Raw genomic sequence first — 24,781 nt, 5'->3', positions numbered from 1 at the left:
TCGGTGCTGCGTACTGGTCGGCGTCCCAGCTCGACCTTCCGACCCTGGCCGACTCCGGCTACGACGGCACCGGCCAGGGCGTCCACACCCCGATCAAGCAGCCCGGCACCGGTCAAGTCCTCGCCCCAGACCACCAGGCCTACAACACCCTGCTGCGCTCGACACGAGGCCTCGGCGAACGCGGCTTCGCCCTTCTCGCCGGCCGCTGGAAAGCGCTGCGCCGCATCACCGCCAGCCCCCGCCGAGTCGGCGACTACGTCAAAGCAGCACTCGCCCTCACCCACATCGAACACCTACACCTACGGGCTTCTTGTTGAGATCACTTCAATCAACAGTAGTTTCATTAATGTGTCACCCTGTTCCGATGTAGCACCGGCGCTACGGGGTCGGCGGAACAACCGACCCCGTAGCACGTGCTCCCGGGTGGAGGGAGGAGCACTGCCGGCTTCTTGCAGCACCCGCGCACCCGCATAGGGACGAGCGGCGGGAAGTCTGTTTACTCGAACACTGTCGACAACCACCAACCGGCGGGAAACCCCGCGGTGCCGATGACGAAAGCTGCGAGCATCAGAGTCAATGACATAAGGTTTCTCAATCTGTGAGGGGTGAGGCTAATGATTATTACTAGGGGGGTCCCGGCGAACCGGGATTCCGCTTTCCCTGTCTATTAAGTAGTGCGGGGGCTGCGGACATCTCTGCGAGATTATCTTCGGACATTCTTACCGCGTGCGCGGCATGTTCCCCACGAAGTACACGATGTGGTCGACAATCATTCGCCGCTTCTGACCGCGGGACACAAAGTCAATGTAGTCCGGGTGCTCTTCCACGGTGTCGATGGAGTCGATGGTGACCATCTTGTCGTTGGTGTCGACGACACCGGTAGCCCACTCAGGCACAATGTTGTTCACTGGGAATCCTCACTCTGGATAGATGCAATCCACGGTGCGGTGCGCTTCCGCGGACGGTAGTTTTGGTACTCACTTTCGAGACGCCACGGAGTACCCGCCGGCAAGGACGCCCAGTTCCGCGGAACTGGGGGAACCGAGTCGACCCACTTGCGGTCCCACTCGTGCACCATCGACCAGAACCGCTGCTCCTCCCAGAACCGCGGAGGAAGCGTGGATGGGCGCTCGTGCACGGGGTCGCCCTGGCGCGTGCTGACCGGCGCTTCGGGAGCCCCGGAGACGTACGGGTCCTGTGGGTCGGGTACCAGCTCCCGCGGAGCACGGAGCACGTGCACACCGGTCGCCAGATCGGCAAGCGCCTCCCGCAGCGACTCGCAGGCACGTCGGAAGTTGCGCGCCTCCGTCTCGGTCATCTCGTCTTCGAGAGTGTCCGCGCGCTTCGCACCGCGCACGGTGCGCACCTTCACTCCGCGCCGGGCGAGCACCGACCAGCGCACAACCGCTTCAAACTGCCGCCGCGGGAGCGCGTGGATCGCCTCCTGCACGCGTTCGGTCCGGTACCTGGTGTCCGGGTCATCGTCCGCCGGCGAGAGGGCAGCACAGACCATCTCAGCGATGTCGGGGGTGGTCGCGTCGTCGTCCCGCACCTCGTAGGTGTCGGTGCGGGTACCTGCGTACTCGCAGAACGTCGACCACGACATGTCAGGGACGCCGTTGCCCTTGCGGTCGCGGACCTCGTAGAACGCTTGGTGCCAATCGCCGCGGGCACGGGACACCGCACCGAGAACGCGCTTGTGCTCGGACAGGCTGTAGCTAGCACCGCGCTCGCACGGGTGCTCGAAGTCAATATCCATATTAGTTTGTCGCTATCTGTGAGGAATAGTGGTAAGGTCTGGCACCGCTAAGTCGCGGGTAGTGCACGTGTGCGGCTGATAAATCTCAGCCGCACCACTTCAGTATAGCATGAGAGTGGTTCCCTTGTCAAATCTCGGGCACCATTCATCCCAGCATGTGGGAATGCTCAGAACTGTGGATAACTGGCATGTTATCCACAGGATCACGCGTTCGGGTGTGTCGGAATCTGAGCACTTCCAACACATCACTTGCGCACAGTTTCCACTCATTCTAGCCGCATATGCGGTGAATATTAGTTCACCATTACTTAAGAGACGCAACACACCCGAACGCGTTTTCCAACACACGTGGTCGCGCGCGTTTCGTTACATAACGAACCATGCATGAATCACGCCCCTAGGAGCGGGGGTACCCCCGAACCCGCAACGCTCTGACCTGCGGAAATGCCACGCCGCGGAATCCCGAAAACGTCTCAGCTCGATTCTGCGGCGCTCAGAGGGTTATTTTGACCGGCGGTATCCAGTCAAAATATTTTCCCCCTCTACTTACTAGTCCCCGAAAACCCCGAAATCGGTAATTCGTTATCTTTCACGACACCCGCGGTCGGGCGTGTCGCACTAGTCGCTCGTAAGCGCTGCTTAACGATCGCAGATCTGCCGATCACAGATCCGACGATCACACTTCCAGCCGCAACTCTACCCGAATCCGATCCGACCGGAGCACCGTCTCACCCTCCGCGTTCGTCGTCTCGTAGTACGCCGGCACCTGCGGAGAAGTCGCCAGGATCGTCACCTCCGCGGAGTCGCGGAGTACCGCGCGCTGCCGGTCCAGCGACAGGTCATCCCACGCGGTCCGGTGCGCCGCGAGGTCGTCGACATCCGACACCGTCTGCGTCGCAGGTATCTCGTCGAGCGCCTTCACCTGCTCCGCGATGACCAACAGCGCTTCATCCAGTGCAGCATCCGAGATCAGACCAGCCACGTTGCGACGCACCATCGACGTCTGACGCTCCATCAGCTCCGCGTGCCGCTTCTCCCTGTCGACCACCGCGGCAGCCGCAGACGTGCGCGTGTCCACTAGCGAGAAGCCTTGCTCGTGCAGCCCGTTGACCACGAACCACGACACGTACCGGTCGGCATCCACCTGGAGCGCGGTCGCATGCGTGGGAGTCCGCGGACGGTCCTTCAACGAGCAGCGGTAGGAACGCACCCCGCGGGAACGCGCGACCCGCATGAAGCTCCCGCACACGCTCCCGTCGGGGAGCTGCGCACCGCAGCGGTAGATGAAGCTCCCCAGATACCGGGGTTGGTTCCCCTTGTGACGGATGCGCGCGGGGTCGTTGAGGATCTCGCAGACGGCAACCCACGCCTCATAGGTGACCAGCGGCTCCCACACTGCGGTCCGCTTGATCTCCCCCCGGTGCTCCCGCAGACCCGCGTTGCGCGGACGCTTCAGCAACTCCCCCACCCGCGAGCCCGTCCACTCGCTACCGCCGGGAGTGGTCACACCCGCTGCCCGCCACTTCTTCGCGATTGCGTGCAGCGACTCCCCGCGGATCACCGCGTCCGTCGCTTCCGTGACCATCGCGCCTTCCGCCGGGTCCACTGTGATGTGGTCCGACTGGTACCCGAAGGGGCGCTTCCCACCCGCAGGGAGTCCTTCACGTGCTCGCCGGTCGCGACCACGCCGCGAACGGTCCTTCAGTTGGTCCACGTACTCCCGCGCCAGAGCACCCCGGATACGGGCGTTCGTCCTGCCTGACGACGTCGACAGGTCCACTACCCCACCGGTCACCAGGTAGGTGGGGATACCCCGCGGCTCGCACACGTCGATGTAGGTCTCCAGCTCGACGGGTCGCCGGTGGAGCCGCGAGTCCTCCCACGCGAGCACCGCATCGAAGTCCCCGCCGACCAGCCGCTCTAGAAGCTGCTCGTACCCCGGTCGCCGCTTGCCCGTGTATGCCGAAATGTCGTTGTCGACGATCTCCGCGACCACGGTGAGTCCCATCCGGGCGGCGTAGTCCCGGCAGTCCCGTAGCTGGTCGGTGACCGACACCGACCGTCCCTCCCGGTCCTGCGAAACCCGAGCGTAGATCGCCGTGCGCACAGCGTGGATGTTACCGGGACTCTGGTGTACCTTGAATGCGGTTGGCATTGCCGATCCGGTGCGCCGCGGTGAGCCGGCCGCCCTCGAGCACCGAGGCGATCTCACCGGGGCGGTGCGGGCGGCAGACCCACTCGTCGCGGTCGTCGACGCGGGCCACCGTCCGGCCGACCGCACGTTCCAGGGCCGTCCGTGCGGCCTCCACCTCGGGCAGCTCCGGCACCCGATCAGTGTGCGCCCCGCACGCGCGGCCCGCGCGGAACACGGGCGCCGCAACCGGGCGTTGAGCCGATCATGACGAGCAGCGAGCGGATGAAGGTGCGGGCGCCGGAGTTGCGGGGCAGGCGGTGGCTCAACACCGGCGGCACCGAGCTCACCCTGGCCGGGCTGCGCGGGCGGATCGTCGTGCTCGACTTCTGGACCTTCTGCTGCGTCAACTGCCTGCACGCCCTCGACGAGCTCCGTGCGGTCGAGGAGGAGTTCGGCGACGTCCTGACGATCATCGGGGTGCACTCGCCGAAGTTCGTGCACGAGGCCGAGCCGGCCGCCGTCGAGGCCGCGGTGGAGCGCTACGGCGTCGAGCACCCGGTGCTCGACGACCCCGAGCTCGCCACCTGGGACGCCTACGCGGCCCGGGCCTGGCCGACCCTGGCCGTGATCGACCCGGACGGGTTCGTGGTCGCCCGGATGGCGGGCGAGGGGCACGGTCCGGGGCTCGCCGCGCTGGTCCGTGAGCTGGTCGAGCAGCACGGCGACCGGCTGCGCCGCGGTGACGGGCCCTACGTCCCGCCGCCCGCCGCGCAGACGGCGTTGCGCTTCCCCGGGAAGGTCGTCGCGCTGCCGGGCGGCACCTACCTGGTCTCCGACACCGCGCACCACCAGCTCGTCGAGCTGGCCGCCGACCTGGAGACCGAGCTGCGGCGCATCGGCGACGGCACCCGCGGGTTCACCGACGGGGCCGCCGCGACCGCCCGGTTCTCCGAACCGCAGGGACTGCTGGTGCTGGACGCTCCGGCACCGGGCGCGTCGGCCCCGTCCTCGTCGGTGCTGGTCGCCGACACCGTCAACCACGCGATCCGCCGGGTCGACCTCGCCGACGGTGCCGCGTCGACGGTCGCCGGCACCGGCTCGCAGCTGCGCGACCGCGTCGCGCCCGGGGCCGGCGCCACCGAGCTGTCCTCGCCGTGGGACCTGGCGTGGTGGGACGGCCGCGTCGTGGTCGCGATGGCCGGGTCGCACCAGCTGTGGACCCTCGACCCGGACACCGGCACCGCGACCGTGCTGGCCGGCACCACCAACGAGGGCCTGCGCGACGGGTCGTTCGCGGACGCGTTCCTCGCCCAGCCCAGCGGGCTCGCGGCGGACGGCCCGGTGCTCTGGGTCGCCGACTCCGAGATCTCCGCGCTGCGCCGCGTCGTCGCCGAGCCGGAGGCCGGGCCGCAGGTGGGCACGGCCGTCGGGCAGGGATTGTTCGACTTCGGGCACCGCGACGGCCCGGCCGCCGAGGCGCTGCTGCAGCACCCGCTGGGTGTGGCGGTGCTGCCCGACGGCTCGGTCGCCGTCGCCGACACCTACAACGGCGCCGTCCGGCGCTACGACCCGGCGTCGGCCACGGTGTCCACCCTGGCCGACGGCCTCGCCGAGCCGTCCGACCTGCTGGTCGACGGCGAGACGCTGATCGTCGTCGAGTCCGCGGCCCACCGGCTGGTGCGGCTGCCGATCCCGGCCGGTTCGCTCACCCGGGGCTCGCAGGTCGGCGGGACCGCGCACACCGTCCGCCGCACCCCCACCGAGCTCGGCCCCGAGCTCACGCTCCGCATCGGGTTCACCCCGCCGGCCGGGCAGCACCTCGACGACCGGTTCGGCGACCCGACCTCGCTGACCGTCGCCGCGGACCCGCCCGGGCTGCTGCTCGCCGGGGACGGCACGGCCACCGGGCTGACCCGGACGCTGCGGCTCGACCCGTCGGTCGGCTCGGGGGTGCTGCAGGTGGCGGTCGCCGCCGCGGCCTGCGACGACGCGCCGGACGGGACGTCGGAGACCTTCGCCGCCTGCCACCGCTACCAGCAGGACTGGGGCATCCCGGTCGTCGTCTCCGCCGTGGGGTCGCCGGAGCTGGATCTGGACCTGCGCAGCGTGTGAGCCGGCGCCGATGGTCGCTCGGCAGGCCTCGCTCAGCTCTCCAGCCAGGCCAGCACCGCCATCACCCGCCGGTGGTCGTCCGACGACGGCGGCAGCCCCAGCTTCGTGAAGATCGAGGAGATGTGCTTCTCGACGGCCCCCTGGGTGATCACCATCAGGCGTCCGATGGCGGTGTTCGTGCGGCCCTGCGCCATCAGCTCGAGCACCTCCCGCTCGCGGGGCGAGAGCTCCGCGAGCGGGTCCCGGCGCCGGCGGCGGGTCAGCAGCGCCGACACCACCTCCGGGTCGAGGACGGTGCCGCCCGCGGCGACCCGGGTCAGCGCGTCGGAGAGGTCCGCCAGCTTCGACACCCGGTCCTTGAGCAGGTACCCGACCCCGCCACCGGCCTCCAGCAGGTCGGTCGCGTAGGACTCCTCGACGTACTGCGACAGCACCAGGATCCCGATCTCCGGGTACCGGCCGCGGATCTCCAGCGCGGCCCGCAGACCCTCGTCGGTGAACGACGGCGGCATCCGCACGTCGACCACCGCGACCTCCGGCCGGTGCTCGGCCACCGCCTCGACCAGCGCGGTCCCGTCGCCGACCCCGGCCTGCACGGTCGCGCCCGCCTCCTCCAGCAGCCGGGCGAGTCCCTCGCGCAGCAGCATCGAGTCCTCGGCGAGCACCACGCGCATCGTCATGGGCCCATCTTCGCGGGTCGCCCGGACGGGGGGTCCGTCACCCCTCCCCCAGCCCGGCAACCGGGACCTCGGCGGTCAGCACCGTCGGTCCGCCCGGGGGGCTGTGCACGTCCAGCCGGCCCTCGACGATCTCCAGCCGGTCCACCAGCCCGGCGAGGCCGTGCCCCTTGCCGGAGTGCGCGCCGCCGCGGCCGTCGTCGCGGACCACGATCCGCAGCAGGGTCTCGTCGACGCTGACCGTGACCGCCGCCGACGACGCCCCCGCGTGCTTGGCGACGTTGGTCAGCGCCTCCGAGGCGACGAAGTAGGCGGTGTTCTCGACCAGGGCGGGCAGCCGGGTCCCCGGGTCGAGGCCGACGTCGAGGTCCACCGGCACCGGGCTGCGCCCCGCCGCGGCGGCGAGTGCCGGGCCCAGGCCGCGGTCGGCGAGGATCGGCGGCGCGATGCCGCGGGACAGCGCGCGCAGCTCGGACAGCGCCTCCCGGCTCTGCTCGAGCGCCTCGTGCAGCAGCGGCCGGACCCGGTCGGGGTCGTCGTCGAGCCGCCGCACGGCCGTCTCCAGATCCATCCCGAGCCGTACCAGGCGTTGCTGCGGACCGTCGTGGATGTCGCGTTCGAGCCGGCGCAACGTCTGGGCCTCGGCCGCGACGGCCGCCCGCCGGCCCGCGGCCAGTGCCTGCGCGCGCGCCCGCAGCGCCGCGGTCTGGTTGGTGAGCAGCCCGCGCGCCAGCAGTGCACGGACGTCGGCCAGCCAGCGCACCACCGTCGGCAGCGTCACCAGCAGCAGCACGCCCAGACCGGTGTTCAGCGCGATGTCGCCGACCGTGGAGTGCAGCCCGGTGACCGAACGGAACAGCGTCCACTCCGCGTCCCCGCGCGGCAGCGACCACTGCCAGAACACGTAGAGCAGGCCGCCGAGCCCGGTCACCGCCCACACCAGCGCGACCACCGCGGTGACCGCGCGCAGCGGCAGCCCCGCGACCGCGTGCGCGACGTCGCGCCAGCTCTGCGGGTCGGCCAGGGCGCGGAACAACCGGCCCATCAGCCGTCGTCCGCGGTTGGGCCGGTAGTGGTGCGGCGGCAGCGGGCGCCCGGTCGCCGCCTCCGTCGCCCGGCGCTCCAGCTCGGCGAACCCGCGCGCGACGGCGAGCGTGCCGACGGTGATCGGGATCCCGATCCACAGCACGAACGTGCCCGCGCCCAGGCCCAGCCCGGCCAGCACGACGACGCCGCTGAGGACCGCCAGCGGCAGGCCGGTGAGCAGGTAGGCCATCTGCGCGCCCAGCCGGGTGCGGCCCGGCCAGCCGGACGGCCACTGCACCGACTGGGGCAGGTGCGGTGCGCCGTCGCGCAGCACGTACTCGCGCAGCGCGCCGTTGCCCCAGCCCTCCAGGGCACGGACCAGGTGCGGGTCCAGCGGATTGCCGCCCGGCTCGTCCGGGTGCCGGCGGCTCGCCGGCTCGCCGGTGTCCCGGGTCTGCTCCGCCATGGCGGTCGGTCCCCTCCCGGTCGGGTCTCTGCCCCGTCGAGGATAGGCGGGACGCGGGTTCCCGCAGTCCTCGCCGCCGGGTGGCGAGTGCCGCGTGTCCCTCGCGCCGGCCCCCGGACCGTGATGAGCTACCGGACGGTAGCAAGCGCAACGATGCGAGGAGCGTGTCTCGTGGATCCCTCCGTCCTGACCGACGTCCTGGACTCCGTCCGCGACTTCATCCGCACCGAGGTGGTGCCGCTGGAGGAGACGATCGACGCCGAGGACGTCGTCCCGGAGCGGATCGTCGCCCAGTGCAAGGAGATGGGCCTGTACGGGTTCACCATCCCCGAGCAGTACGGCGGCCTCGGGCTGACCGCCTCGGAGGAGGTCCGGCTGGCGTTCGAGCTGGGCTGGACCACACCGGCGCTGCGCTCGCTGTTCGGCACCAACAACGGCATCGCCGGGCACGTGCTGCTGGAGGGCGGCACCGCCGAGCAGAAGGCGCAGTGGCTGCCCCAGCTTGCCTCCGGCGAGGTGACGGCGTCGTTCGGGCTGACCGAGGCCGACGCCGGGTCCGACCCGTCGTCGCTGACCACCCGGGCCGTCCGGGACGGTGACAGCTGGGTGATCAACGGCTCGAAGCGCTACATCACCAACTCCCCCGTCGCCGACGTGATCATGGTGTTCGCCCGGACCGCCCCGGACGCCCCGGGCAACCGCGGGATCTCGACGTTCCTGGTGCCCCGCGACACCCCGGGCCTGTCCATCGGGCCGAAGGACCACAAGATGGGCCAGTTCGGCGCGTGGACCGCCGACGTGCACCTCGACGACGTGCGGGTGCCCGCGGACGCCGTGGTCGGCGGCGAGGACGGCGTCGACAAGGGCTTCCTCACCGCCGCGAAGTGCCTGGCCCACGGGCGGCTGCACCTCGCCGCGGTCTGCGTCGGGATGGCCGACCGGCTGGTGCACGAGACCGTCGAGTACGCCAAGGAGCGCGAGCAGGGCGGCAAGCCGATCGCCCGGTTCCAGCTGGTGCAGGGCCTCGTCGCTGACTCCGTGACCGACGCCCGGGCCGGGCGCGGGCTCGTCCTCGACACCGCCCGCACCTTCGACGACGGCTCCGACATGGTCTCCGGCCCGGCCGCGGCCAAGTACTTCTGCTCGGAGATGGTCGGGCGGGTCGCCGACCGCGCCGTCCAGGTCCACGGCGGCGCCGGCTACATGCGCGGGGTGGCCGTGGAGCGCTTCTTCCGCGACGCCCGGCTCTTCCGGATCTACGAGGGCACCAGCCAGATCCAGCAGGTCATCATCGCCCGCGACGCCCTCGGCAAGGCCGCCCGGGCCTGAACCCGCCGGTGTCTGCCCGGTGCGGGCCTGTGCCTGCCCGGTGCGGGCTTGTGTCCCGAGGGGCACCCTGGTGGCGCCGGGTGCCCCGAGGGTGCCCCTCGGGGCGCGAGGCGGGACCACCGTCGCACGGCCCCGCCCGGTCGTCAGACGGGCGCGAGCTCACGGGTCACCTCGGGAGCGGGGAGCAGGCCGGCCCGGGTGTACGACCTGTCCAGCTCGTCGAGTACCTCGTCCGGCCGCCGGCGCAGGTCACCGGGCAACGACTGCACCACGACCACGCCCCGCCTGCTCAGCTCGGAGCGCCGGCGCACCGTGCGGGCGTAGTCGTCCGGCGACAGGTGGAACTCGACGGAGTCGATCTCCCAGGCCATCCCCACGTCGTCCCACCAGAGGTCGACGACGGCGACGAGCCGTCCGTCACACCCGGCCAGCCGCACGTTCATCTCGGGCTCGGGCAGGCGGCTGCGGCGCAGCAACCGCCGGGCGTCGGCCTCGGCGACGGAACGCACGCCGGCCACGATCTCGGCCAGCACCGTGCGCGGCATCGCCGTGCCCCGGCTGCTGCACTCGCCCAGCTCGGCCACCAGCTCGGCGACGGCGCAGTGGCCGTGCTGGACGACGTCCGCGAACAGCGTCCGGACCAGGTCGGGATCCCGAGAGCGACGGGCGGCGTCGACGACCGCCCGCGCAACGGGCGCCACCGAATGACGACGGCCGCGGACCGGCTCGGGCACCCGCCGCGAGCGTTCGGGCAGCATCAGCGCACCGGTCGACCGGCGACGATCGTGCGGGATCAGGACGTGCACCGGCCCGTGCGGTGTCGGCGCCGTCCGCACGCCGTGGAGCTCGAGTGCGTCGAGTCCCGTGAGCATCGCGCCGGGACCGGCCTGGAGGAGGGTCGCGATCCGGCGGTCCTCCCGTGTGTGGGGGCCGTTGCTGAGCTTGACCACACCGGGGCCGAGCCTGCTCCACGGACCGCCCGGCCGGCACCGCCGGGAGATCGTACGGCGGTCGACGCCGAGTTCGACCAGGCGCGCGACCCGGACGATGCCCGCCCGGCACAGGGCGGCGGTCACCGCAGGAGAGGGAGTACGTCGTCGAGGCATGCATCGAGCTTCGCCCCGGTCGGGCCCGTTGCTCCCACGATCTGCGTGCCTGTGGACAACTCGCGCCTCGTGCGCGCGCTCAGCACCCCGTGCCCCGCGCCCCGAGGGGCACCCTCGGGGCACGGAGCGCCACCAGGGCGCCCCTCGGGGCAACAGGCAGCGGCGCAGCACCACACCACACGCCGAGCCCCGCCCCGAGGGGCACCCCCGGGGCGCCCAGCGCTACCAGGGTGCCCCTCGGGGCAACGGGCGGCGGCACAGCACCACGCCACGCCCCGAGCCCCGCGCCCCCGGGGGCACCCTCGGGGCACCGAGCGCTACGAGGGTGCCCCTGGGGAGCCGGCGCACGGGACGACGGCGCCGGGCCCGCGCAGGCCGACGCCGGCACCCCGGCCCCGGCCACGGACCCAGACGACGACAGCCCCCGTCCCGGAGCGGGACGGGGGCTGTCGGGTGACGGAACTCAGTGCGCGGCGGGGCCCCGGTGGTACTCGAAGACCAGGCCGCCGACGGCGATCAGGATCAGCGTGAAGCCGACCAGGATCAGCCAGGCGTACCAGAAGGCCAGGCCGATGCCGGTGAGCGCGGCCGCGGCGGCCAGGCCGAGCGGCCAGTAGCTGCCCGGGGAGAAGAAGCCGACCTCGCCGGCGCCGTCGGCGATCTCGCCCTCCGGGTTGTCCTCGGGGCGCTCCTCGAGCCGCCGCGAGACGAACCGGAAGTAGGTGCCGACGATCAGCGACAGGCCGCCGGTGAGGAACAGCGCAGCGATGCCGACGGGCTCGCGGGCCAGCACCGTGTACACGATGCCGCACACGAAGAAGAACGCTGTGCAGATCTCGAAGATCCGGGACTCGATCTTCATTGCTGTGGCCCTCCTCAGCCCGTGACCTGCGCGGCCAGCTGGCCACGGTCGGTCGAGAACGGCTGCGTGGTGACTGCCTCCGGCGCGCACCACTCACCGCAGTCCAGCGCCTGCAGCGCCTCGCCGGTCGTGTACGCCTGACCGGTCTGCGGGTTGGTCTGCTTGCGGAGCTCGATGTAGCGGTCGAACAGCGCGGGCTCGAGGGCGCGCACCTCGAAGTTCATCTGCGAGTGGTAGGTGCCGCAGAGCTCGGCGCAGCGGCCGACGAACGCACCCTCGCGGTCGATCTGGTCGATCACGTAGGTGTTGTCCTGGTTGTTGCGCTCCGGGTACGGGATCACGTCGCGCTTGAACAGGAACTCCGGCACCCAGAACGAGTGGACGACGTCGGGCGAGCGCTGCGAGAACTCGATCGAGCGGCCGGTCGGGACCACCATGATCGGGATGACGTCGCTGGTGCCCAGCGTGCTCACCGGGTTGCCGTCCGGGCCGGTCTCGTCCGGGTAGGAGAACTCCCAGTTCCACTGGAACCCGACGATGTCGACCCGCAGGTCCGCCGGCCCACCGGCCGTGACCTCGTCCTTGTCGACGTAGTTCTGCACGTTGACCGTGAAGCCGAAGAGCACGGCGACGATCACGGTCGGGATCGCGGTGAAGACGAGCTCGACCGGCAGGTTGTACTGCGTCTGGCGCGGGAGCGACCCGTCGTCGCCCTTCTTCTTCCGGTGGAAGATCATCGCCCAGAACATGACGCCCCAGGTGATGGCGCCGACGATCAGCGCGGCGATCGCGGACCAGGTCCAGAGGTTCCGCATGGCCTCGGCCTCCGGGGTGATCCCCGCCGGCCAGCCGAAGCGGATGACCTCCTCGACCGAGCAGCCGGCGAGCGCCGGCACCACCGGCACACCCAGCAGGCCCAGCTTCGCCGCCCGGGCGATCCGGGAGCGGCCTTCCTGTCGGGCCACTGCGCGCCGCCTTCCTGTCGTCTCCTGCGTCAGCCGCACTGCCAGCACGTTCTTTCTGCTCTGCCGTCACCACGGGGGATGATCGAGACCGAGCCTCCGCCACTCGGACGGAGCACCGTCTTCGACCTCGCGTAGAGCCTAGACGAACACCCCCGGCCACGCGCCCCCCGGGTTGGCCGGGGTGGCCGGGACCACGGGCCCGACGCCACCGGAATCCCGCAGTCTCGCAGGAGGAAGTCCGTCCCGCACCGGGGCGCGCGAGCCCCGTCCGGATGACTCGTCATACTGACCGATGTGTGCGGACTGCTGGGACTGCTGACCGCCGGGGCGGACGCCGCGACCCGGCTCGAGCCGATCGCCGAGGCCTTGCGCTGTGCGCGGCATCGGGGCCCGGACGAGAGTGCGACGTGGCACGACCACGACCTCGTCCTCGGGTTCAACCGGCTGTCCATCATCGACGTCGACCATTCGCACCAGCCCCTGCACTGGGGACCGGTGCCCGGTGAGGACACCCGCTACACCATCGTCTTCAACGGTGAGATCTACAACTACCTGGAGCTGCGCCAGGAGTTGATCGAGACCTACGACGCCGCGTTCGCCACCGACGGCGACGGTGAGGTCATCGTCGCGGCCTTCCACTACTGGGGCCCCGACGCCGTGCAGCGGCTGCGCGGCATGTTCGCGTTCGTGATCTGGGACGCGGTCGAGCGCGAGATGTTCGTGGCCCGCGACCCGTTCGGCATCAAGCCGCTGTTCCTGGCCACCACCGCCGCGGGCACCGTGTTCGCCAGCGAGAAGAAGTCGATCCTCTCGCTGGCCGGTGAGCTCGGGCTGGGCCTGGACCTGGAGCCGGCGGCGCTGCAGCACTACCTGACGCTGCAGTACGTCCCGGAGCCGATGTCGCTGCACCGCATGATCTCGCGGGTCGAGTCCGGCACGCACGTCACCGTCCGCCCCGGTGAGGAGCCGCTGCACCAGCGCTACTTCGCGCCGAAGTTCGTCTCGCTGCCCTCGCACGCCCCGGCCAGCGCCGAGGCCGAGGCGATCGTGCACGGCGAGATCGCCGACGTGCTGCGCGACTCCGTGTCCAAGCACATGCGCGCGGACGTGACCGTCGGCGCGTTCCTGTCCGGCGGCATCGACTCCACCGCGATCGCGGCGCTGGCCAAGGAGCACAACCCGAACCTGATCACCTTCACCACCGGGTTCGAGCGCGAGGGTTACTCCGAGGTCGACGTCGCGGCCGAGTCGGCCGCCGCGATCGGCGTCCGGCACGTGGTCCGCACCGTCAAGCCGGACGAGATGATGGAGGCCCTGCCGCTCATCATCTGGTACCTCGACGACCCGGTCGCCGACCCGGCGCTGGTGCCACTGTGGTTCATCGCCCGCGAGGCCCGCGACCACGTCAAGGTCGTGCTCTCCGGCGAGGGCGCCGACGAGCTGTTCGGTGGCTACTCGATCTACCGCGAGCCGCTGTCGCTGGCGCCGTTCGAGAAGGTCCCCGGCACGCTGCGGCCGATCATGCGCCGGGCCTCGCGCCGGATGCCCGAGGGCATGCGCGGCAAGGACCTGCTGCGTCGCGGCTCGCTGTCGCTCGAGCAGCGCTACTACGGCAACGCGCGGATCTTCCGGGACGACCAGCTGCACGAGGTGCTGCGCGGCTACGACCCGCGGGTCTCCCACCAGGACGTCACCGCGCCGCACTACTTCGCCTCGCACGACTGGGACCCGGTCGCCCGGATGCAGCACGTGGACCTGTTCACCTGGCTGCGCGGCGACATCCTGGTCAAGGCGGACAAGATGACGATGGCGCACTCGCTGGAGCTGCGGGTGCCGTTCCTCGACCCCGAGGTCTTCGACATCGCCTCGTCGCTGCCGCAGTCGCAGAAGATCACCCACGGGTCGAACGGCACCACCAAGTACGCGCTGCGCCGGGCCTGCGAGGGGATCATCCCGCCGCACGTGCTCAACCGGCCCAAGCTCGGCTTCCCGGTGCCGATCCGGCACTGGCTGCGCGACGAGATGTACGCCTGGGCCCGCGACATCCTGCAGGACTCCGGTGCCGGTCACCTGATCGACCTGCAGGCCGTGCACCGCATGCTCGACGCCCACCGTGCGGGCCCGGTCGACCACTCCCGCCGGATCTGGGCGGTGCTGGTCTTCCTGATCTGGCACGGGATCTTCGTCGAGCGCCGGATCGTCCCGGACGTCCCGACGCCGAGCTACCCGGTCAAGATCTGAGGCCGTCCCTCCCCCGGGGCCGGGTGCCGCCTGCGGCACGCAGGTCCCGCACCAGGCGTGGGGTGCTGCGCCGGCGTACGCCCCGCAGCCACCGCGACGGCGGGTACGCCAGCCGCACGACGTGGTAGTTGACGTACTCGGCGACCGCGAACCCCCACACGCCGAGACACAGCAGTGCTGCTCCGGGCGGCCCGGGCCACCGGAGCAACACGCCGGCGAGCCCGGCCGCGAGCAGCCCGGCCGACACCGCCCGCACCGTGCGGTGGGCCGCCGCCTCCCGCGGGCCCATCCGGCCGCCGGGCAACCGCCGCCGGGCGAGCAACCAGTAGCACCCGGCGTGCACGAGGATCACCAGCAGCGGTGTCAGCGCCGCCCACAGCGCCGGCCCCGTCCACCCGGCGAGCCGGGCCGCGACGGCGGCGAACACCGCGGCGGCGGCCAGCTCCCCGCTCCCGAGGCGCAGGTACTCGCGCCGGAGCCCGCAGACACCGACGGCCGGCACCCGGGATCCGGGTACCGGCCGTCGGTCGTCCATCGTGTCGGCTACGCGGGCAGCACGGCCGCGATCTCATCGGTCGCGGCGTCACCGAAGGTGCCGCGCAGCCGGGTCAGGGCCGCGTCGCGGTCCCAGGTCCACTCCTGCGGGCCGTCGGTCTCCAGCACGTAGGTCGCGATGAGCGCACCGAGCTGGGCCGCACGCTCCAGCGACAGCCCGCCGTTGAGGCCGGTGAGCAGCCCGGCACGGTAGGCGTCACCGACGCCGGTCGGGTCGACCGTCTCGGTCGGGGCGACGACGTCGACCCAGGTCTCGGTGCCGTCGGCCTCGACGAGCACGGAGCCCTTCTCGCTGTAGGTGGTGATCCGGGTGCCGACCTTGGCGGCGACGTCGGCGGCGGTCCAGCCGGTCTTCTTCAGCAGCAGCTCGAACTCGTAGTCGTTGCTGATGAGGTATGTGGCGCCCTCGACCAGGCGCTTGGCGGCGTCACCGTCCATCCGCGCGAGCTGCTGGGAGGGGTCGGCGATGAACTTGTAGCCCTTCGCCCGGCACTCGTCGGTGTGGCGGAGCATGGCGTCCGGGTCGTTGGCACCGATGTGCACCAGGTCGAATCCGCCGACCCGGTCGGCGATCGGGGCGAGCTCGATCTCGCGGGCCCGCGCCATCGCACCGGTGTAGAAGGAGGCGATCTGGCGCATGTCGTCGTCGGTGGTACAGGTGAACCGGGCGGTGTGGACGTCCTCGAACGTCGAGACACCCGAGGTGTCGACGCCGACGCCGTCGAGCACCCGCTGGTACTCGGCGAAGTCCGGCCCCACCGCGCCGACCAGCACGGGCTGCTGGCCGAGCACGCCGAGCGCGAAGGCGATGTTCCCGGCGACCCCTCCCCGGCGGACCACGAGCTCGTCGACAAGGAAGCTGACCGAGATCCGGTCCAGCTGCTCGGCGAGGATCTGCTCGGAGAACTTCCCCGGGAAGTGCATCAGGTTGTCAGAGGCGATCGATCCCGTCACGGCAATAGGCACGAAGGGGACCCTACGTCACGCAAGCGGGCCCCGTCATGATCAAAACGATCACAACGGGGCCCGCATGAGTCACTGACCAGGAGAAATACCCGGTGACGGAGAACTCAGTTGAAGCTGTCCCCGCAGGCGCAGGATCCGCCCGCGTTCGGGTTGTCGATCGTGAAGCCCTGCTTCTCGATGGTGTCGACGAAGTCGATGGTCGCGCCCAGCAGGTAGGGCGCGCTCATCCGGTCCACACCGACCTGCAGACCGTGGAAGTCACGGAACAGGTCACCGTCCAGCGAACGGTCGTCGAAGAACAACTGGTAGCGCAGGCCCGCGCAGCCGCCGGGCTGCACGGCGATGCGCAGGTGCATGTCGTCGCGGCCCTCCTGCTCGAGCAGGGTTCGTGCCTTGACGGCCGCGGCGTCGGTGAGCTCCACGCCGTGGGTCTGGGTGGACGTGGCGTTCACGGAGTCTTCAACGGTCATGACTCTCCCAACAACGTGCGTGGTCCGCCTGATTCCCGGCGGGGGTCGTACTGCACTCCATACTACGTCTCCCCGGTGCCCGGCGACCCCCGGTGGCGACGGCGTGGCCCGTGTCACCGACTCCAGCGAGGCGCGACCCGGGCCGCCAGCTCGGCGAGGGTCCCGGCGGGGTCGGCCATCGAGGCCGCCAGCCCGAACTCGTCGGCGACCCCGTGCGCGGAGTCGACGCCCGCCGCGGCGGCCTCCCGGCGTCCCACGTCGACCTGCCCGGCCAGCACGACACACGGGATCCCGCGGTCGGCCGCGCCCCGCGCCACAGCGGTGATCAGCTTCCCGCGCAGCGACTGCCAGTCGAAGCTGCCCTCCCCGGTGACGGCGAGCCCGCCGGACGCGGCCGCGGCGTCCAGCTCGGCGTCCAGCCCGACCAGCTCGCGGACCAGCCCGGCACCGGACTCGACCCGCGCGCCGAGCGCCAGCAGCGCGGCCCCGAGACCGCCGGCGGCACCGGCCGCGGCGTCCTCGCGCACGTCCCGGCCGGCGAGCCGCTCCAGGACGCCGGCGAACACCGCGAGCGCCGCGTCGAGCTCGGCGACGGTCCGGTCGTCGGCCCCCTTCTGCGGCCCGAAGACCACGGCGGCCCCGTGCCGGCCGAGCAACGGGTTGTCGACGTCGGAGGCAGCCACGAGTTCGACCCCGGCCAGGGCCGGGGCGCCCTCGAGCCGGTCGCACAGCGCCAGGGCCGCGCCACCGTGCGGCAGCGGGAGCCCGTCCTCGTCCACCGGTGTCGCGCCCAGTGCGGCGAGCATCCCGGCCCCGCCGTCGGTGGTCGCCGAGCCGCCCAGACCGACGACCAGCCGGCGCACACCGGTGGCCCGCGCGTGCGCCATCAGCTCGCCGACGCCGTGCGTGGTCGCGCTGCGCGCCGCACCGGGGACCCGGTCCTCGCGCGGCACGTGGTGCAGCCCGCAGGCCGACGCGCACTCCAGGTAACCGGTGTCGCCGACCTGCAGCCACGATCCGGTCACCGGGTCGCCGAGCGGGCCGGTCACCTCGAGGGTGTGCACCGTCCCGCCGAGCGCGGTGTGCAGCACCTCGGCGAACCCGGTGCCGCCGTCGGCGAGCGGGACGATCCGGACGTCGGCACCGGGCGCGGCCCGCCGCCAGCCGTCGGCGATCGCCGTCGCGGCCTCCCCCGCGCTGAGCGTTCCGCCGAAGGAGTCCGGAGCGACCACGATCCGCATGCGAACCAGGCTAGTCGGGGCCCGTATTGTGGGACGGGTGAGGTTCCTGCGCCGTTCCGAGAGTTCCGACCAGGCTGGACAGTCAGCGGCCGGCTCCTCGGCGGTCGCGGATGCGGAGGGCACGGAGGACGCGGGCACGGACGGTCGTCCGCGGGCCCACACCACCGCCGGCAAGGGCCGGGCGACGCCGAAGCGCCGTGACGCCGAGGGCAAGCGCCGCGGACCCGCGCCGCCCCCGCCGCGGACCCAGCGGGAGGCCGCGAAGCTGGCCAAGGCCAACCGGCCGTCGAAGGAGGAGCGCCGGGCGAAGTCCCTGGAGCGCCGCCGCCGGATGGACGCCGGTGACGACCGGGTGCTGCTGCCCCGCGACCGGGGCAAGGTGCGGGCCCACGTCCGCGACATCGTGGACTCGCGCCCGCACGTCATCGGGCTGTTCCTGCCGCTGGCCGCGCTGGTACTGGTCGCGGCACTGATCCAGAACCCGGTGCTGCAGCAGTACGTCACGCTGTTCACGTTCCTGATGCTGGCCGTGATGGTCATCGAGGGCACGATGCTCGGCGTGCAGGTGCTGAGGAAGGCCCGGGCGAAGTTCCCCGACGAGGAGATCAAGGGCCTGCCGACCGGCTGGTACGCGTTCTCCCGGGCCACGCAGCCGCGCCGGATGCGGGTGCCCAAGCCGCGGGTGAAGCGCGGCGACAACGTCTGAGGGTCCCGCGACCCGCAATCCGGACGGGCCGCCGACTGTGCTGTCCGGGCCGGCCGCCGGTCGAGCTGTCCGCGCCGGCCTCCGGCCGTGATCGAGCACCTTCCGGCGGCCCGCCCGAGCGCGTACGCCACGATGTGCCCCGTGAACGCAATGCTCGTCATCGGTGGCACCCGGTCCGGCAAGTCCCGGTACGCCGAGGGGCGCTTCGGCGAGGAGACGGCGGTCCGCTACCTGGCGACCGCCCGGCGGGTCCCCGGTGACACCGAGTGGGACGCCCGGATCGCCGCGCACGCCCGCCGTCGGCCGTCGTCGTGGACGACCGAGGAGATCACCTCCGGTCCCGCCCTGGCCGCGGCACTCGCGACCGCAGGCCCGGTGCTGGTCGACGACCTCGCGACCTGGCTGACCGGGGTGCTGGACGACGCCGGGGCCTGGGAACGGAGCGGGGAGCTGCCCGAGGTCGACGACGCGGTCGCCGGCCTGGTCCGGGCCGTCGCCGCCGCACCCGGCCCGCTCGTGCTGGTCTCGGCGGAGACCGGGCTCGGCGTGGTGCCGGACTCGCGCGCCGGCCGGCTGTTCCGCGACCGTCTCGGTGAGCTCAACGCCGCGATCGCCGCGGTGTGCGCCGAGACGGTCCTCGTGGTGGCGGGACGCCCGTTGCGGCTGCCCCCGGCCGGCGCGGAGCCGACGCCGGGCGCCGTGGGTTCGTCGGCCACCGGGCACGACGCGGCCGCCGCCGCGGAGGCCCCGGCTGCGTCCTCCGGGCATCGGCCGGGCCCGGACACGGCGGCCACCCCGGCCCCGCAGCCCTCGCCCGCGGGCGGCCCGGGAACCGCCGTCGCGGGCGTGCCGACGCCGGCCGTCGACACGCCGCCGGCTCCGCCGGTCGGGGCCTCGTCGCCGGCTCCGCCTGTTGGGGCTTCATCGCCGGCTCCGCCGGCCCCGGCCTCGTCACCGGCTCCGGCTGCCGCGAGCGATGTCGCGAGCCCCACCGGTGACGTCGCCGGGACTCCGGCGGGTGTCCCGGGCACCGTCTCCCCCGCCGCCTCCGCCGCCTCCGCCGCGGGGTCACCCGGCACGGGGGCCGCGGACGCCGATGACCCGATCGTCCCCGCCGCCGTCGGCCGTCCCGACCTGCGCAGCCGGCGGGAGGCCGTCGCGCTCGTCGACGGGCTCGCGATACCTCCCGGCGGCCTCGGTCGTCTCGGCGAGCTCGGGGTGTGGCTGGCGTCCTGCCAGGCCGGCTGCCCGCCGCGGCCGCCACTGGACGCCCGCGTCGTGCTCCTCGCCGCCGACCACGGCATCGCCGCGGCCGGGGTGTCCGCCTACCCGCCGGAGGTCTCCGCGGCCCGGGCGAGCGCCGCCGCGGCCGGACGGCTGCCGGTCACCGTCGCCGCCCGCGCCGCCGGTGCGGCCGTGCGCACCGTCGACGTCGGGCTCGCCGCCGGGGCCGACGGCGTCGAGTCCGGCCACCTCGTGACCCGTGGGACGGGCCGGATCGACCGGGAGGACGCGCTGTCCCCCGAGCAGGCCGAGGCAGCCTGGCGGACCGGGCGCCGGCTCGCCGACGAGGAGATCGACGCCGGTGCCGACGTGCTGGTCCCGGCCTCGCTCGCGGTCGGGGCGACGACACCGGCCGCGACCCTGGTCGCCGCCCTGACCGGGACCGAGCCGGTCGCCGTCGTCGGACGCGCGTCCGGCATCGACGACCAGGCGTGGATGCGCAAGGCCGTCGCGATCCGGGACGCGCTGCGCCGTGCCCGGCCGCACCTGCGGGACCCGCTCGCGCTGCTGCGCACGGTCGGCGGCACCGACCTGATCGTCCTCGCCGGGTTCCTCGCCCGGGCCGCGGGACGCCGGGTGCCGGCCGTGCTGGACGGCCTCGCCGTCGGGGCCGCCGCGCTGCTCGCCGAGGAGCTCGCGCCGGGTGCCAAGGCGTGGTGGCTGGCCGCGCAGCCGTCCACCGAGCCGGGCGGCGCGCTCGTGCTCGAGCACCTGTCGCTCACCCCGGTGCTCGACCTCGCGGTCCGCACCGAGGACGGGACGGCCGGTGTCGCGGTGCTGCCCCTGCTCGAGTCCGCCGCCCGGCTGCTCGCCGAGACCGGGACCGCCGACGGCACCGGGATCGTCCCCGGCGACGCGACGGCCACGGCCGGCGCCGGACGGTGACCCGGCCCGGACCGTTCGCCGGGCTGGCCCTGGCCACCAGCTGGCTGACCGTGCTGCCGGCCCGGGTCCGCACCGGACCGGACGGGGCGCTGCCGGACGGCGTCGCGGCGGCCGCGCTGCGGTGGGCACCGCTCGTCGGGGCCGGGCTCGGGGTCGCGGGCGGCGGCCTGCTCGTCGGGCTCACCCTGCTCGGCGTCTCGCCACTCGTGGCGGGCCTGCTGGTGGTGGGCGCGGGCGCGCTGGCGACCCGCGGCATGCACGTCGACGGGCTCGCCGACACCGCCGACGGGCTCGGCAGCTACGGCCCGCCCGAGCGCGCCCTGCGGATCATGGCCGACGGCGGCGCCGGACCGTTCGCCGTCGTCACACTGCTGGTGGTGCTGGGCGGGCGCGCCGCAGCGCTGGCCCAGCTCACCGCGGCACCGGCGCCCGCGGTCCTCACGGCCTGCGCGCTGGCGACGGCCACGGGACGGGCCGGATTCTGCTGGGTCGCCCGCCGTGGGACGCCTGCCGCGCGCCCCGGCGGTCTGGGGGCGACGGTCGCGGGGTCGCAGCCGATGTGGGTGGCCCCGCTGTGGTGGGCGGCGCTGATCGCTGTCGGCGCCACGGCGCTGGTGGCGGCATCGTCCGGGCCCGGGGCGGCGGGCCTCGGCATCGTGCTCGCGGTCGCCGGGTCCGTGCTGCTCGCGGCGGTGCTGGTCGCGGGCCTGGCCGCGCACACCCGGCGGCGCTTCGGCGGGATGAGCGGCGACGTCCTCGGCGCGGCCACCGAGCTGGCGAGCACGGCCGTGCTCGTGGTCCTGGCGGCCGCACTCACGGGTTGATCCCGCGGCTCCGCGCCGCCCGGTCCGCCACCGGATGCTCGTCGAGCGTCACGTGAGCGCTCCGGTCCGAGCACCTGTGTGTCTTTCGGTATCGCATGCGGCCCCGGGCGGGCACGCCTCTCAGCTCGCCGAGGGCGGCATCGTGCGCGTCGGGCCCGACGCGTCGCGCGATCGCCACACTTCCGCCGTGCCGGGGGCGACATCGTGCACGTCGAGCCGCGTCGGATGCCGGGATGCGCGTTCGCGCCCCGCCAGGGACGGGAGCGTGCACATCGGGACCGGCACGGCCCTCGACCCGCACGCTTCCGCCATGCCGAGGGCGACACCGTGCGTGTCAGGCCCGGCTCGGGTCCTTGGGGGCGCGTTCTCCCCCACCACAGGGCGGCAACGCGCATCTCAGACGCGACACCGGTATCGATCCGCACACTTCCGCCGCACCGAACCGTGCACGTCGAGCCGGATCGGGGTGTCGAGCTGCGCGTTCCCGACCACCACAGGGCGGCAGCGCGCACCTCGGACCCGACACCGGTGTCGATCCGCACACTTCCGCCGCACCGAGGGCGACATCGTGCACGTCGAGCCGCCTCAGGCCGAGCTGCACGTTCCCGCCCACCGCAGGGCGGCAGCGCGCGTCTCAGCGCGGCTCAGGTGTCGATCTGCACGCTTCCGCCACGCGGTGGGCCGATGGCACCCGTGGTGGTCGAGCGCATCGACCGGACCGGCCGCGTAGGCAGGTGCGGGTGCACGCGCGTGCGCGGTCGGCCGGCCGATACCTGGCGCCGCTCCTTGCGCCGGGGCTCGGGGCCCCGGCGCAAGGAGGGCGCGGGTGGCTCAGACCCCGGCGGGGGCGGGCACCAGGGTGCGCATCCAGCCGTGCGGGTCCGGTGCGGCGCCGCGCTGGATCGCGGTGAGGGCCTCGCGCAGCTGCATCGTGACCGGGCCCGGCTCGCCGTCGCCGACGGTCACCTCGCCGCCGGTGTGGCGCACCGTCCCGATCGGGGTGATCACCGCGGCGGTGCCGCAGCCGAACACCTCGGTCAGCAGCCCGTTGGCGACGCCGCCGAGCCACTCCTGCCCGGAGATCCGGCGCTCGACCACGTTGATGCCCAGGTCCCGGGCGACGGTGATCAGCGAGTCCCGGGTGATCCCCGGCAGCACCGACCCGCGCAGGTCCGGCGTGGCGAGCTCGACGGACCCGGAGCCGTCGGTGAAGACGAAGAACAGGTTGTTCGAGCCCATCTCGTCGATCCAGGTGCGCTCCTCGGCGTCGAGGTAGGCGACCTGGGCACAGCCCTGCTCGGCGCCGACGGCCTGCGGCAGCAGCGAGGCGGCGTAGTTGCCGCCGCACTTGGCGGTCCCGGTGCCGCCGAGCGCGGCCCGGGTGTACTCGGTCTCCAGCCAGACGTTCATCGGCTTCACCCCGCCCGCGAAGTACGGGCCGGCCGGCGAGGCGATCACGGCGTAGGTGTACTCCGACGACGGCCGCACCCCCAGCCCGACCTCGGTGGCGATCATGAAGGGGCGCAGGTAGAGCGAGTCCTCACCGCCGGCGGCGGGGACCCACTCGGAGTCCACGGAGAGCAGCTCGGAGAGCGAGGCGAGGAACAGCTCCTCCGGGAGCTCGGCCATCGCCATCCGGCGGGCGGAGCCGGCGAAGCGGGCCGCGTTGGCCTCCGGCCGGAACGAGGCGATGGAGCCGTCGGGCTGCCGGTAGGCCTTGAGGCCCTCGAAGATCTCCTGGCCGTAGTGCAGCACCATCGCCGACGGGTCCAGGGTGAACGGGCCGTACGGGACGACCTGCGGGTCGTGCCACCCGGTGCCCTCGGTCCAGCGGATGGTGACCATGTGGTCGGTCATGTACCGGCCGAAGCCGGGGTCGGCCAGTACCTCGGCGCGCCGCTGGGGGGACGCCGGGGAGGGGTTGGGGCTCACGGTGAACTGCGGCGCGCTCATGGAGCAGACGGTAGCTCTGCCACGCCGGACACACACAGCCGGATTCCACGTGACCCGTGAGTGGTTATCGCGGCGTCAGCCGCGATAACCACTCACGGGCGCGTCAGCGCACGTGAGAGGGCACCATCGGCGGCTTGACCACCTCGACCGGGAGCGACCGGCCGCGGACGTCGATCACCAGCGTGTCGCCGATCGCCACCTTCGGCTCGGTGTCGATCAGCGCGAGGGCCACGCCGGTCTTCAGGGTGGGCGAGAACGTCCCGGACGTGACGGTCCCGACCGGGCTGCCGCCCTCGCCGTCGAGCACCGTCATGCCGGCCCGCGGCACGCCCCGGCCGGTCGCCCGCAACGCGCGCACCCGCCGTCGCGGCCCGGCCTCGCGCTCGGCGGTCAGCGCCTCCCGGCCCCAGAACGACGGCTTGTCCCAGCCGACCGCGAACGAGCTCCCGCCCTGCACCGGGGTGATCTCCTCGGACAGCTCCTGGCCGTGCAGCGGGTAGCCCATCTCGGTGCGCAGGGTGTCCCGGGCGGCCAGCCCGCACGGACCACCGCCGACGGCGCGCACGGCCTCCAGCAGGGCGTCCCACAGGGCGGGCGCGGCCGCGGCGTCGAGCACGACCTCGTAGCCGTGCTCGCCGGTGTAGCCGGTGCGGCAGACACACATGCTGCCGCCCTCGAGGTCGGTGAAGGCCATGTAGTCGAGCCCGGTGACCTGGTCGGCGGCCTCCCCCAGCGCGGCGGTGAGCGCCTCCGCCGAGCGGGGCCCCTGCACGGCGAGCACGGCCAGCTCACGGTGCCGGTCGGTCACGGTGACGCCCTGCGGGGCGCCGTCCTGCAGCATCCCGACGATCCGCGTGGAGTTGGCGGCGTTCGGCACGAGCAGCAGGTCCTCGTCCGAGATCCGGTAGATGATCATGTCGTCGATCACGCCACCGGCCGGGTTGCACGCCATCGTGTACTGCGCCCGGCCCGGCCCGATCCGCTCCAGGTCGTTGGTCAAGCAGGTGTTGACGTGGGCGGCGGCACCGGGGCCGCTGATCACGACCGTGCCGAGGTGGCTGACGTCGAACAACCCGGCCGCCTCGCGCACGGAGGTGTGCTCGGCGACGGTTCCGGCCGGGTAGGAGATCGGCATCGACCAGCCGCCGAACTCCCCGAGGGTGGCCTCGAGGGCGACGTGGCGATCATGGAGCGGGCTGAGCAGGAGATCGTCGGTCACG

22 protein-coding genes are annotated in these 24,781 nt (G+C 72.8%); 7 read left to right on the top strand and 15 right to left on the bottom strand.

The window, feature by feature from the left end:
• A partial coding sequence (locus BM093_RS06550) for a transposase family protein (RefSeq protein ID WP_143105282.1) occupies positions 1-317 on the top strand: 317 nt, incomplete at its 5' end.
• 402 nt (positions 318-719) lie between these two features.
• Here BM093_RS06550 and BM093_RS06545 read toward each other — a convergent pair.
• The 4 genes from BM093_RS06545 to BM093_RS06530 all read right to left on the bottom strand — a co-directional run bounded on the left by BM093_RS06545 (position 720) and on the right by BM093_RS06530 (position 4,086).
• On the bottom strand, positions 720-908 hold the full coding sequence (locus BM093_RS06545; RefSeq protein WP_093338649.1) for a hypothetical protein: 189 nt from the start codon (positions 906-908) through the stop codon (positions 720-722).
• On the bottom strand, positions 905-1,759 hold the full coding sequence (locus tag BM093_RS06540) for a hypothetical protein (RefSeq protein ID WP_093338646.1): 855 nt from the start codon (positions 1,757-1,759) through the stop codon (positions 905-907). The genes BM093_RS06545 and BM093_RS06540 overlap by 4 nt, the downstream gene beginning before the upstream one ends.
• 676 nt (positions 1,760-2,435) lie before the next feature.
• Positions 2,436-3,866, bottom strand: a complete 1,431-nt coding sequence (locus BM093_RS06535; protein ID WP_177238300.1) for a recombinase family protein — start codon at positions 3,864-3,866, stop codon at positions 2,436-2,438.
• A gap of 10 nt (positions 3,867-3,876) precedes the next feature.
• Complete coding sequence (locus tag BM093_RS06530; RefSeq protein WP_093338641.1) at positions 3,877-4,086, bottom strand: DNA-formamidopyrimidine glycosylase family protein; 210 nt, start codon at positions 4,084-4,086, stop codon at positions 3,877-3,879.
• A 71-nt stretch (positions 4,087-4,157) separates the two neighbouring features.
• On the opposite strand from BM093_RS06530, the gene BM093_RS06525 reads away from it, so the two are divergent.
• Positions 4,158-6,005, top strand: coding sequence for an NHL domain-containing thioredoxin family protein (locus tag BM093_RS06525; RefSeq protein WP_093338638.1), 1,848 nt, complete (start codon positions 4,158-4,160; stop codon positions 6,003-6,005).
• A gap of 32 nt (positions 6,006-6,037) precedes the next feature.
• Here the strand turns inward: BM093_RS06525 and BM093_RS06520 are convergent, their stop codons facing one another.
• Positions 6,038-6,679, bottom strand: a complete 642-nt coding sequence (locus BM093_RS06520) for a response regulator transcription factor (protein WP_093338761.1) — start codon at positions 6,677-6,679, stop codon at positions 6,038-6,040.
• A gap of 43 nt (positions 6,680-6,722) precedes the next feature.
• Complete coding sequence (locus BM093_RS06515; RefSeq protein WP_093338636.1) at positions 6,723-8,174, bottom strand: sensor histidine kinase; 1,452 nt, start codon at positions 8,172-8,174, stop codon at positions 6,723-6,725.
• Between the two features lie 171 nt (positions 8,175-8,345).
• On the opposite strand from BM093_RS06515, the gene BM093_RS06510 reads away from it, so the two are divergent.
• Positions 8,346-9,503 (top strand): acyl-CoA dehydrogenase family protein, encoded by a 1,158-nt coding sequence (locus BM093_RS06510; protein ID WP_093338634.1) that lies wholly within the window; start codon positions 8,346-8,348, stop codon positions 9,501-9,503.
• 143 nt (positions 9,504-9,646) lie between these two features.
• Here the strand turns inward: BM093_RS06510 and BM093_RS06505 are convergent, their stop codons facing one another.
• The 3 genes from BM093_RS06505 to ctaC form a co-directional block, all read right to left on the bottom strand.
• Positions 9,647-10,579 (bottom strand): hypothetical protein, encoded by a 933-nt coding sequence (locus BM093_RS06505; protein ID WP_093338632.1) that lies wholly within the window; start codon positions 10,577-10,579, stop codon positions 9,647-9,649.
• Positions 10,580-11,072: 493 nt separating this feature from the next.
• A complete protein-coding gene (locus BM093_RS06500) occupies positions 11,073-11,471 on the bottom strand; it encodes a cytochrome c oxidase subunit 4 (RefSeq protein ID WP_093338630.1) in 399 nt (132 codons plus the stop codon).
• A gap of 14 nt (positions 11,472-11,485) precedes the next feature.
• Complete coding sequence (gene ctaC, locus BM093_RS06495; protein ID WP_425439108.1) at positions 11,486-12,436, bottom strand: aa3-type cytochrome oxidase subunit II; 951 nt, start codon at positions 12,434-12,436, stop codon at positions 11,486-11,488.
• 294 nt (positions 12,437-12,730) lie between these two features.
• Here ctaC and asnB point away from each other — a divergent pair, with 294 nt between their 5' ends.
• Positions 12,731-14,677, top strand: a complete 1,947-nt coding sequence (asnB, locus tag BM093_RS06490; RefSeq protein ID WP_093338628.1) for an asparagine synthase (glutamine-hydrolyzing) — start codon at positions 12,731-12,733, stop codon at positions 14,675-14,677.
• On the opposite strand, the gene BM093_RS06485 is transcribed toward asnB, so the two are convergent.
• From BM093_RS06485 to BM093_RS06470, 4 genes are all read right to left on the bottom strand, one after another.
• Positions 14,667-15,179, bottom strand: a complete 513-nt coding sequence (locus BM093_RS06485) for a hypothetical protein (protein WP_218162683.1) — start codon at positions 15,177-15,179, stop codon at positions 14,667-14,669. The genes asnB and BM093_RS06485 overlap by 11 nt on opposite strands.
• A gap of 41 nt (positions 15,180-15,220) precedes the next feature.
• Positions 15,221-16,156: a carbohydrate kinase family protein gene (locus BM093_RS06480; protein ID WP_093338625.1), complete on the bottom strand. Its 936-nt coding sequence runs from the start codon at positions 16,154-16,156 to the stop codon at positions 15,221-15,223.
• A gap of 146 nt (positions 16,157-16,302) precedes the next feature.
• Complete coding sequence (locus BM093_RS06475; RefSeq protein ID WP_093338623.1) at positions 16,303-16,668, bottom strand: HesB/IscA family protein; 366 nt, start codon at positions 16,666-16,668, stop codon at positions 16,303-16,305.
• A 113-nt stretch (positions 16,669-16,781) separates the two neighbouring features.
• Positions 16,782-17,909, bottom strand: coding sequence for a glycerate kinase family protein (locus BM093_RS06470; RefSeq protein WP_093338621.1), 1,128 nt, complete (start codon positions 17,907-17,909; stop codon positions 16,782-16,784).
• A gap of 37 nt (positions 17,910-17,946) precedes the next feature.
• Between BM093_RS06470 and BM093_RS06465 the strand changes: the two genes are divergently transcribed.
• The 3 genes from BM093_RS06465 (at position 17,947) to BM093_RS06455 (ending at position 21,608) form a co-directional block, all read left to right on the top strand.
• Positions 17,947-18,615, top strand: coding sequence for a DUF3043 domain-containing protein (locus BM093_RS06465; RefSeq protein ID WP_177238299.1), 669 nt, complete (start codon positions 17,947-17,949; stop codon positions 18,613-18,615).
• A 150-nt stretch (positions 18,616-18,765) separates the two neighbouring features.
• Positions 18,766-20,784: a bifunctional adenosylcobinamide kinase/adenosylcobinamide-phosphate guanylyltransferase gene (locus BM093_RS38135; RefSeq protein ID WP_342742967.1), complete on the top strand. Its 2,019-nt coding sequence runs from the start codon at positions 18,766-18,768 to the stop codon at positions 20,782-20,784.
• Positions 20,781-21,608 carry an adenosylcobinamide-GDP ribazoletransferase gene (locus tag BM093_RS06455; RefSeq protein WP_245773340.1) on the top strand — a complete coding sequence of 276 codons (828 nt, stop codon included), beginning with the start codon at positions 20,781-20,783 and terminating at the stop codon, positions 21,606-21,608. The genes BM093_RS38135 and BM093_RS06455 overlap by 4 nt, the downstream gene beginning before the upstream one ends.
• A gap of 831 nt (positions 21,609-22,439) precedes the next feature.
• Here the strand turns inward: BM093_RS06455 and BM093_RS06450 are convergent.
• A complete protein-coding gene (locus BM093_RS06450) occupies positions 22,440-23,561 on the bottom strand; it encodes a branched-chain amino acid aminotransferase (protein ID WP_093338614.1) in 1,122 nt (373 codons plus the stop codon).
• A 103-nt stretch (positions 23,562-23,664) separates the two neighbouring features.
• Positions 23,665-24,780, bottom strand: a complete 1,116-nt coding sequence (gene gcvT / locus BM093_RS06445; protein ID WP_093338610.1) for a glycine cleavage system aminomethyltransferase GcvT — start codon at positions 24,778-24,780, stop codon at positions 23,665-23,667.
• Between the last annotated feature and the right edge of the window lies 1 nt (position 24,781).

The sequence above is a fragment of the Pseudonocardia ammonioxydans genome (assembly GCF_900115005.1).
GTDB lineage: Bacteria > Actinomycetota > Actinomycetes > Mycobacteriales > Pseudonocardiaceae > Pseudonocardia > Pseudonocardia ammonioxydans.
The sequence above is the reverse complement of the archived record's forward strand: the minus strand, read 5'-3'. Positions and strand labels throughout refer to the sequence as shown.

Bases quoted from the DNA above. Each gene is read 5' to 3' on its own strand.
- BM093_RS06540 (WP_093338646.1), bottom strand. From the start codon at position 1,759: ATGGATATTGACTTCGAGCACCCGTGCGAGCGCGGTGCTAGCTACAGC.
- BM093_RS06525 (WP_093338638.1), top strand. From the start codon at position 4,158: ATGACGAGCAGCGAGCGGATGAAGGTGCGGGCGCCGGAGTTGCGGGGC.
- BM093_RS06520 (WP_093338761.1), bottom strand. From the start codon at position 6,679: ATGCGCGTGGTGCTCGCCGAGGACTCGATGCTGCTGCGCGAGGGACTC.
- BM093_RS06515 (WP_093338636.1), bottom strand. From the start codon at position 8,174: ATGGCGGAGCAGACCCGGGACACCGGCGAGCCGGCGAGCCGCCGGCAC.
- BM093_RS06500 (WP_093338630.1), bottom strand. From the start codon at position 11,471: ATGAAGATCGAGTCCCGGATCTTCGAGATCTGCACAGCGTTCTTCTTC.
- BM093_RS06480 (WP_093338625.1), bottom strand. From the start codon at position 16,156: ATGCACTTCCCGGGGAAGTTCTCCGAGCAGATCCTCGCCGAGCAGCTG.
- BM093_RS06475 (WP_093338623.1), bottom strand. From the start codon at position 16,668: ATGACCGTTGAAGACTCCGTGAACGCCACGTCCACCCAGACCCACGGC.
- BM093_RS06470 (WP_093338621.1), bottom strand. From the start codon at position 17,909: ATGCGGATCGTGGTCGCTCCGGACTCCTTCGGCGGAACGCTCAGCGCG.
- BM093_RS38135 (WP_342742967.1), top strand. From the start codon at position 18,766: ATGCTCGTCATCGGTGGCACCCGGTCCGGCAAGTCCCGGTACGCCGAG.
- BM093_RS06450 (WP_093338614.1), bottom strand. From the start codon at position 23,561: ATGAGCGCGCCGCAGTTCACCGTGAGCCCCAACCCCTCCCCGGCGTCC.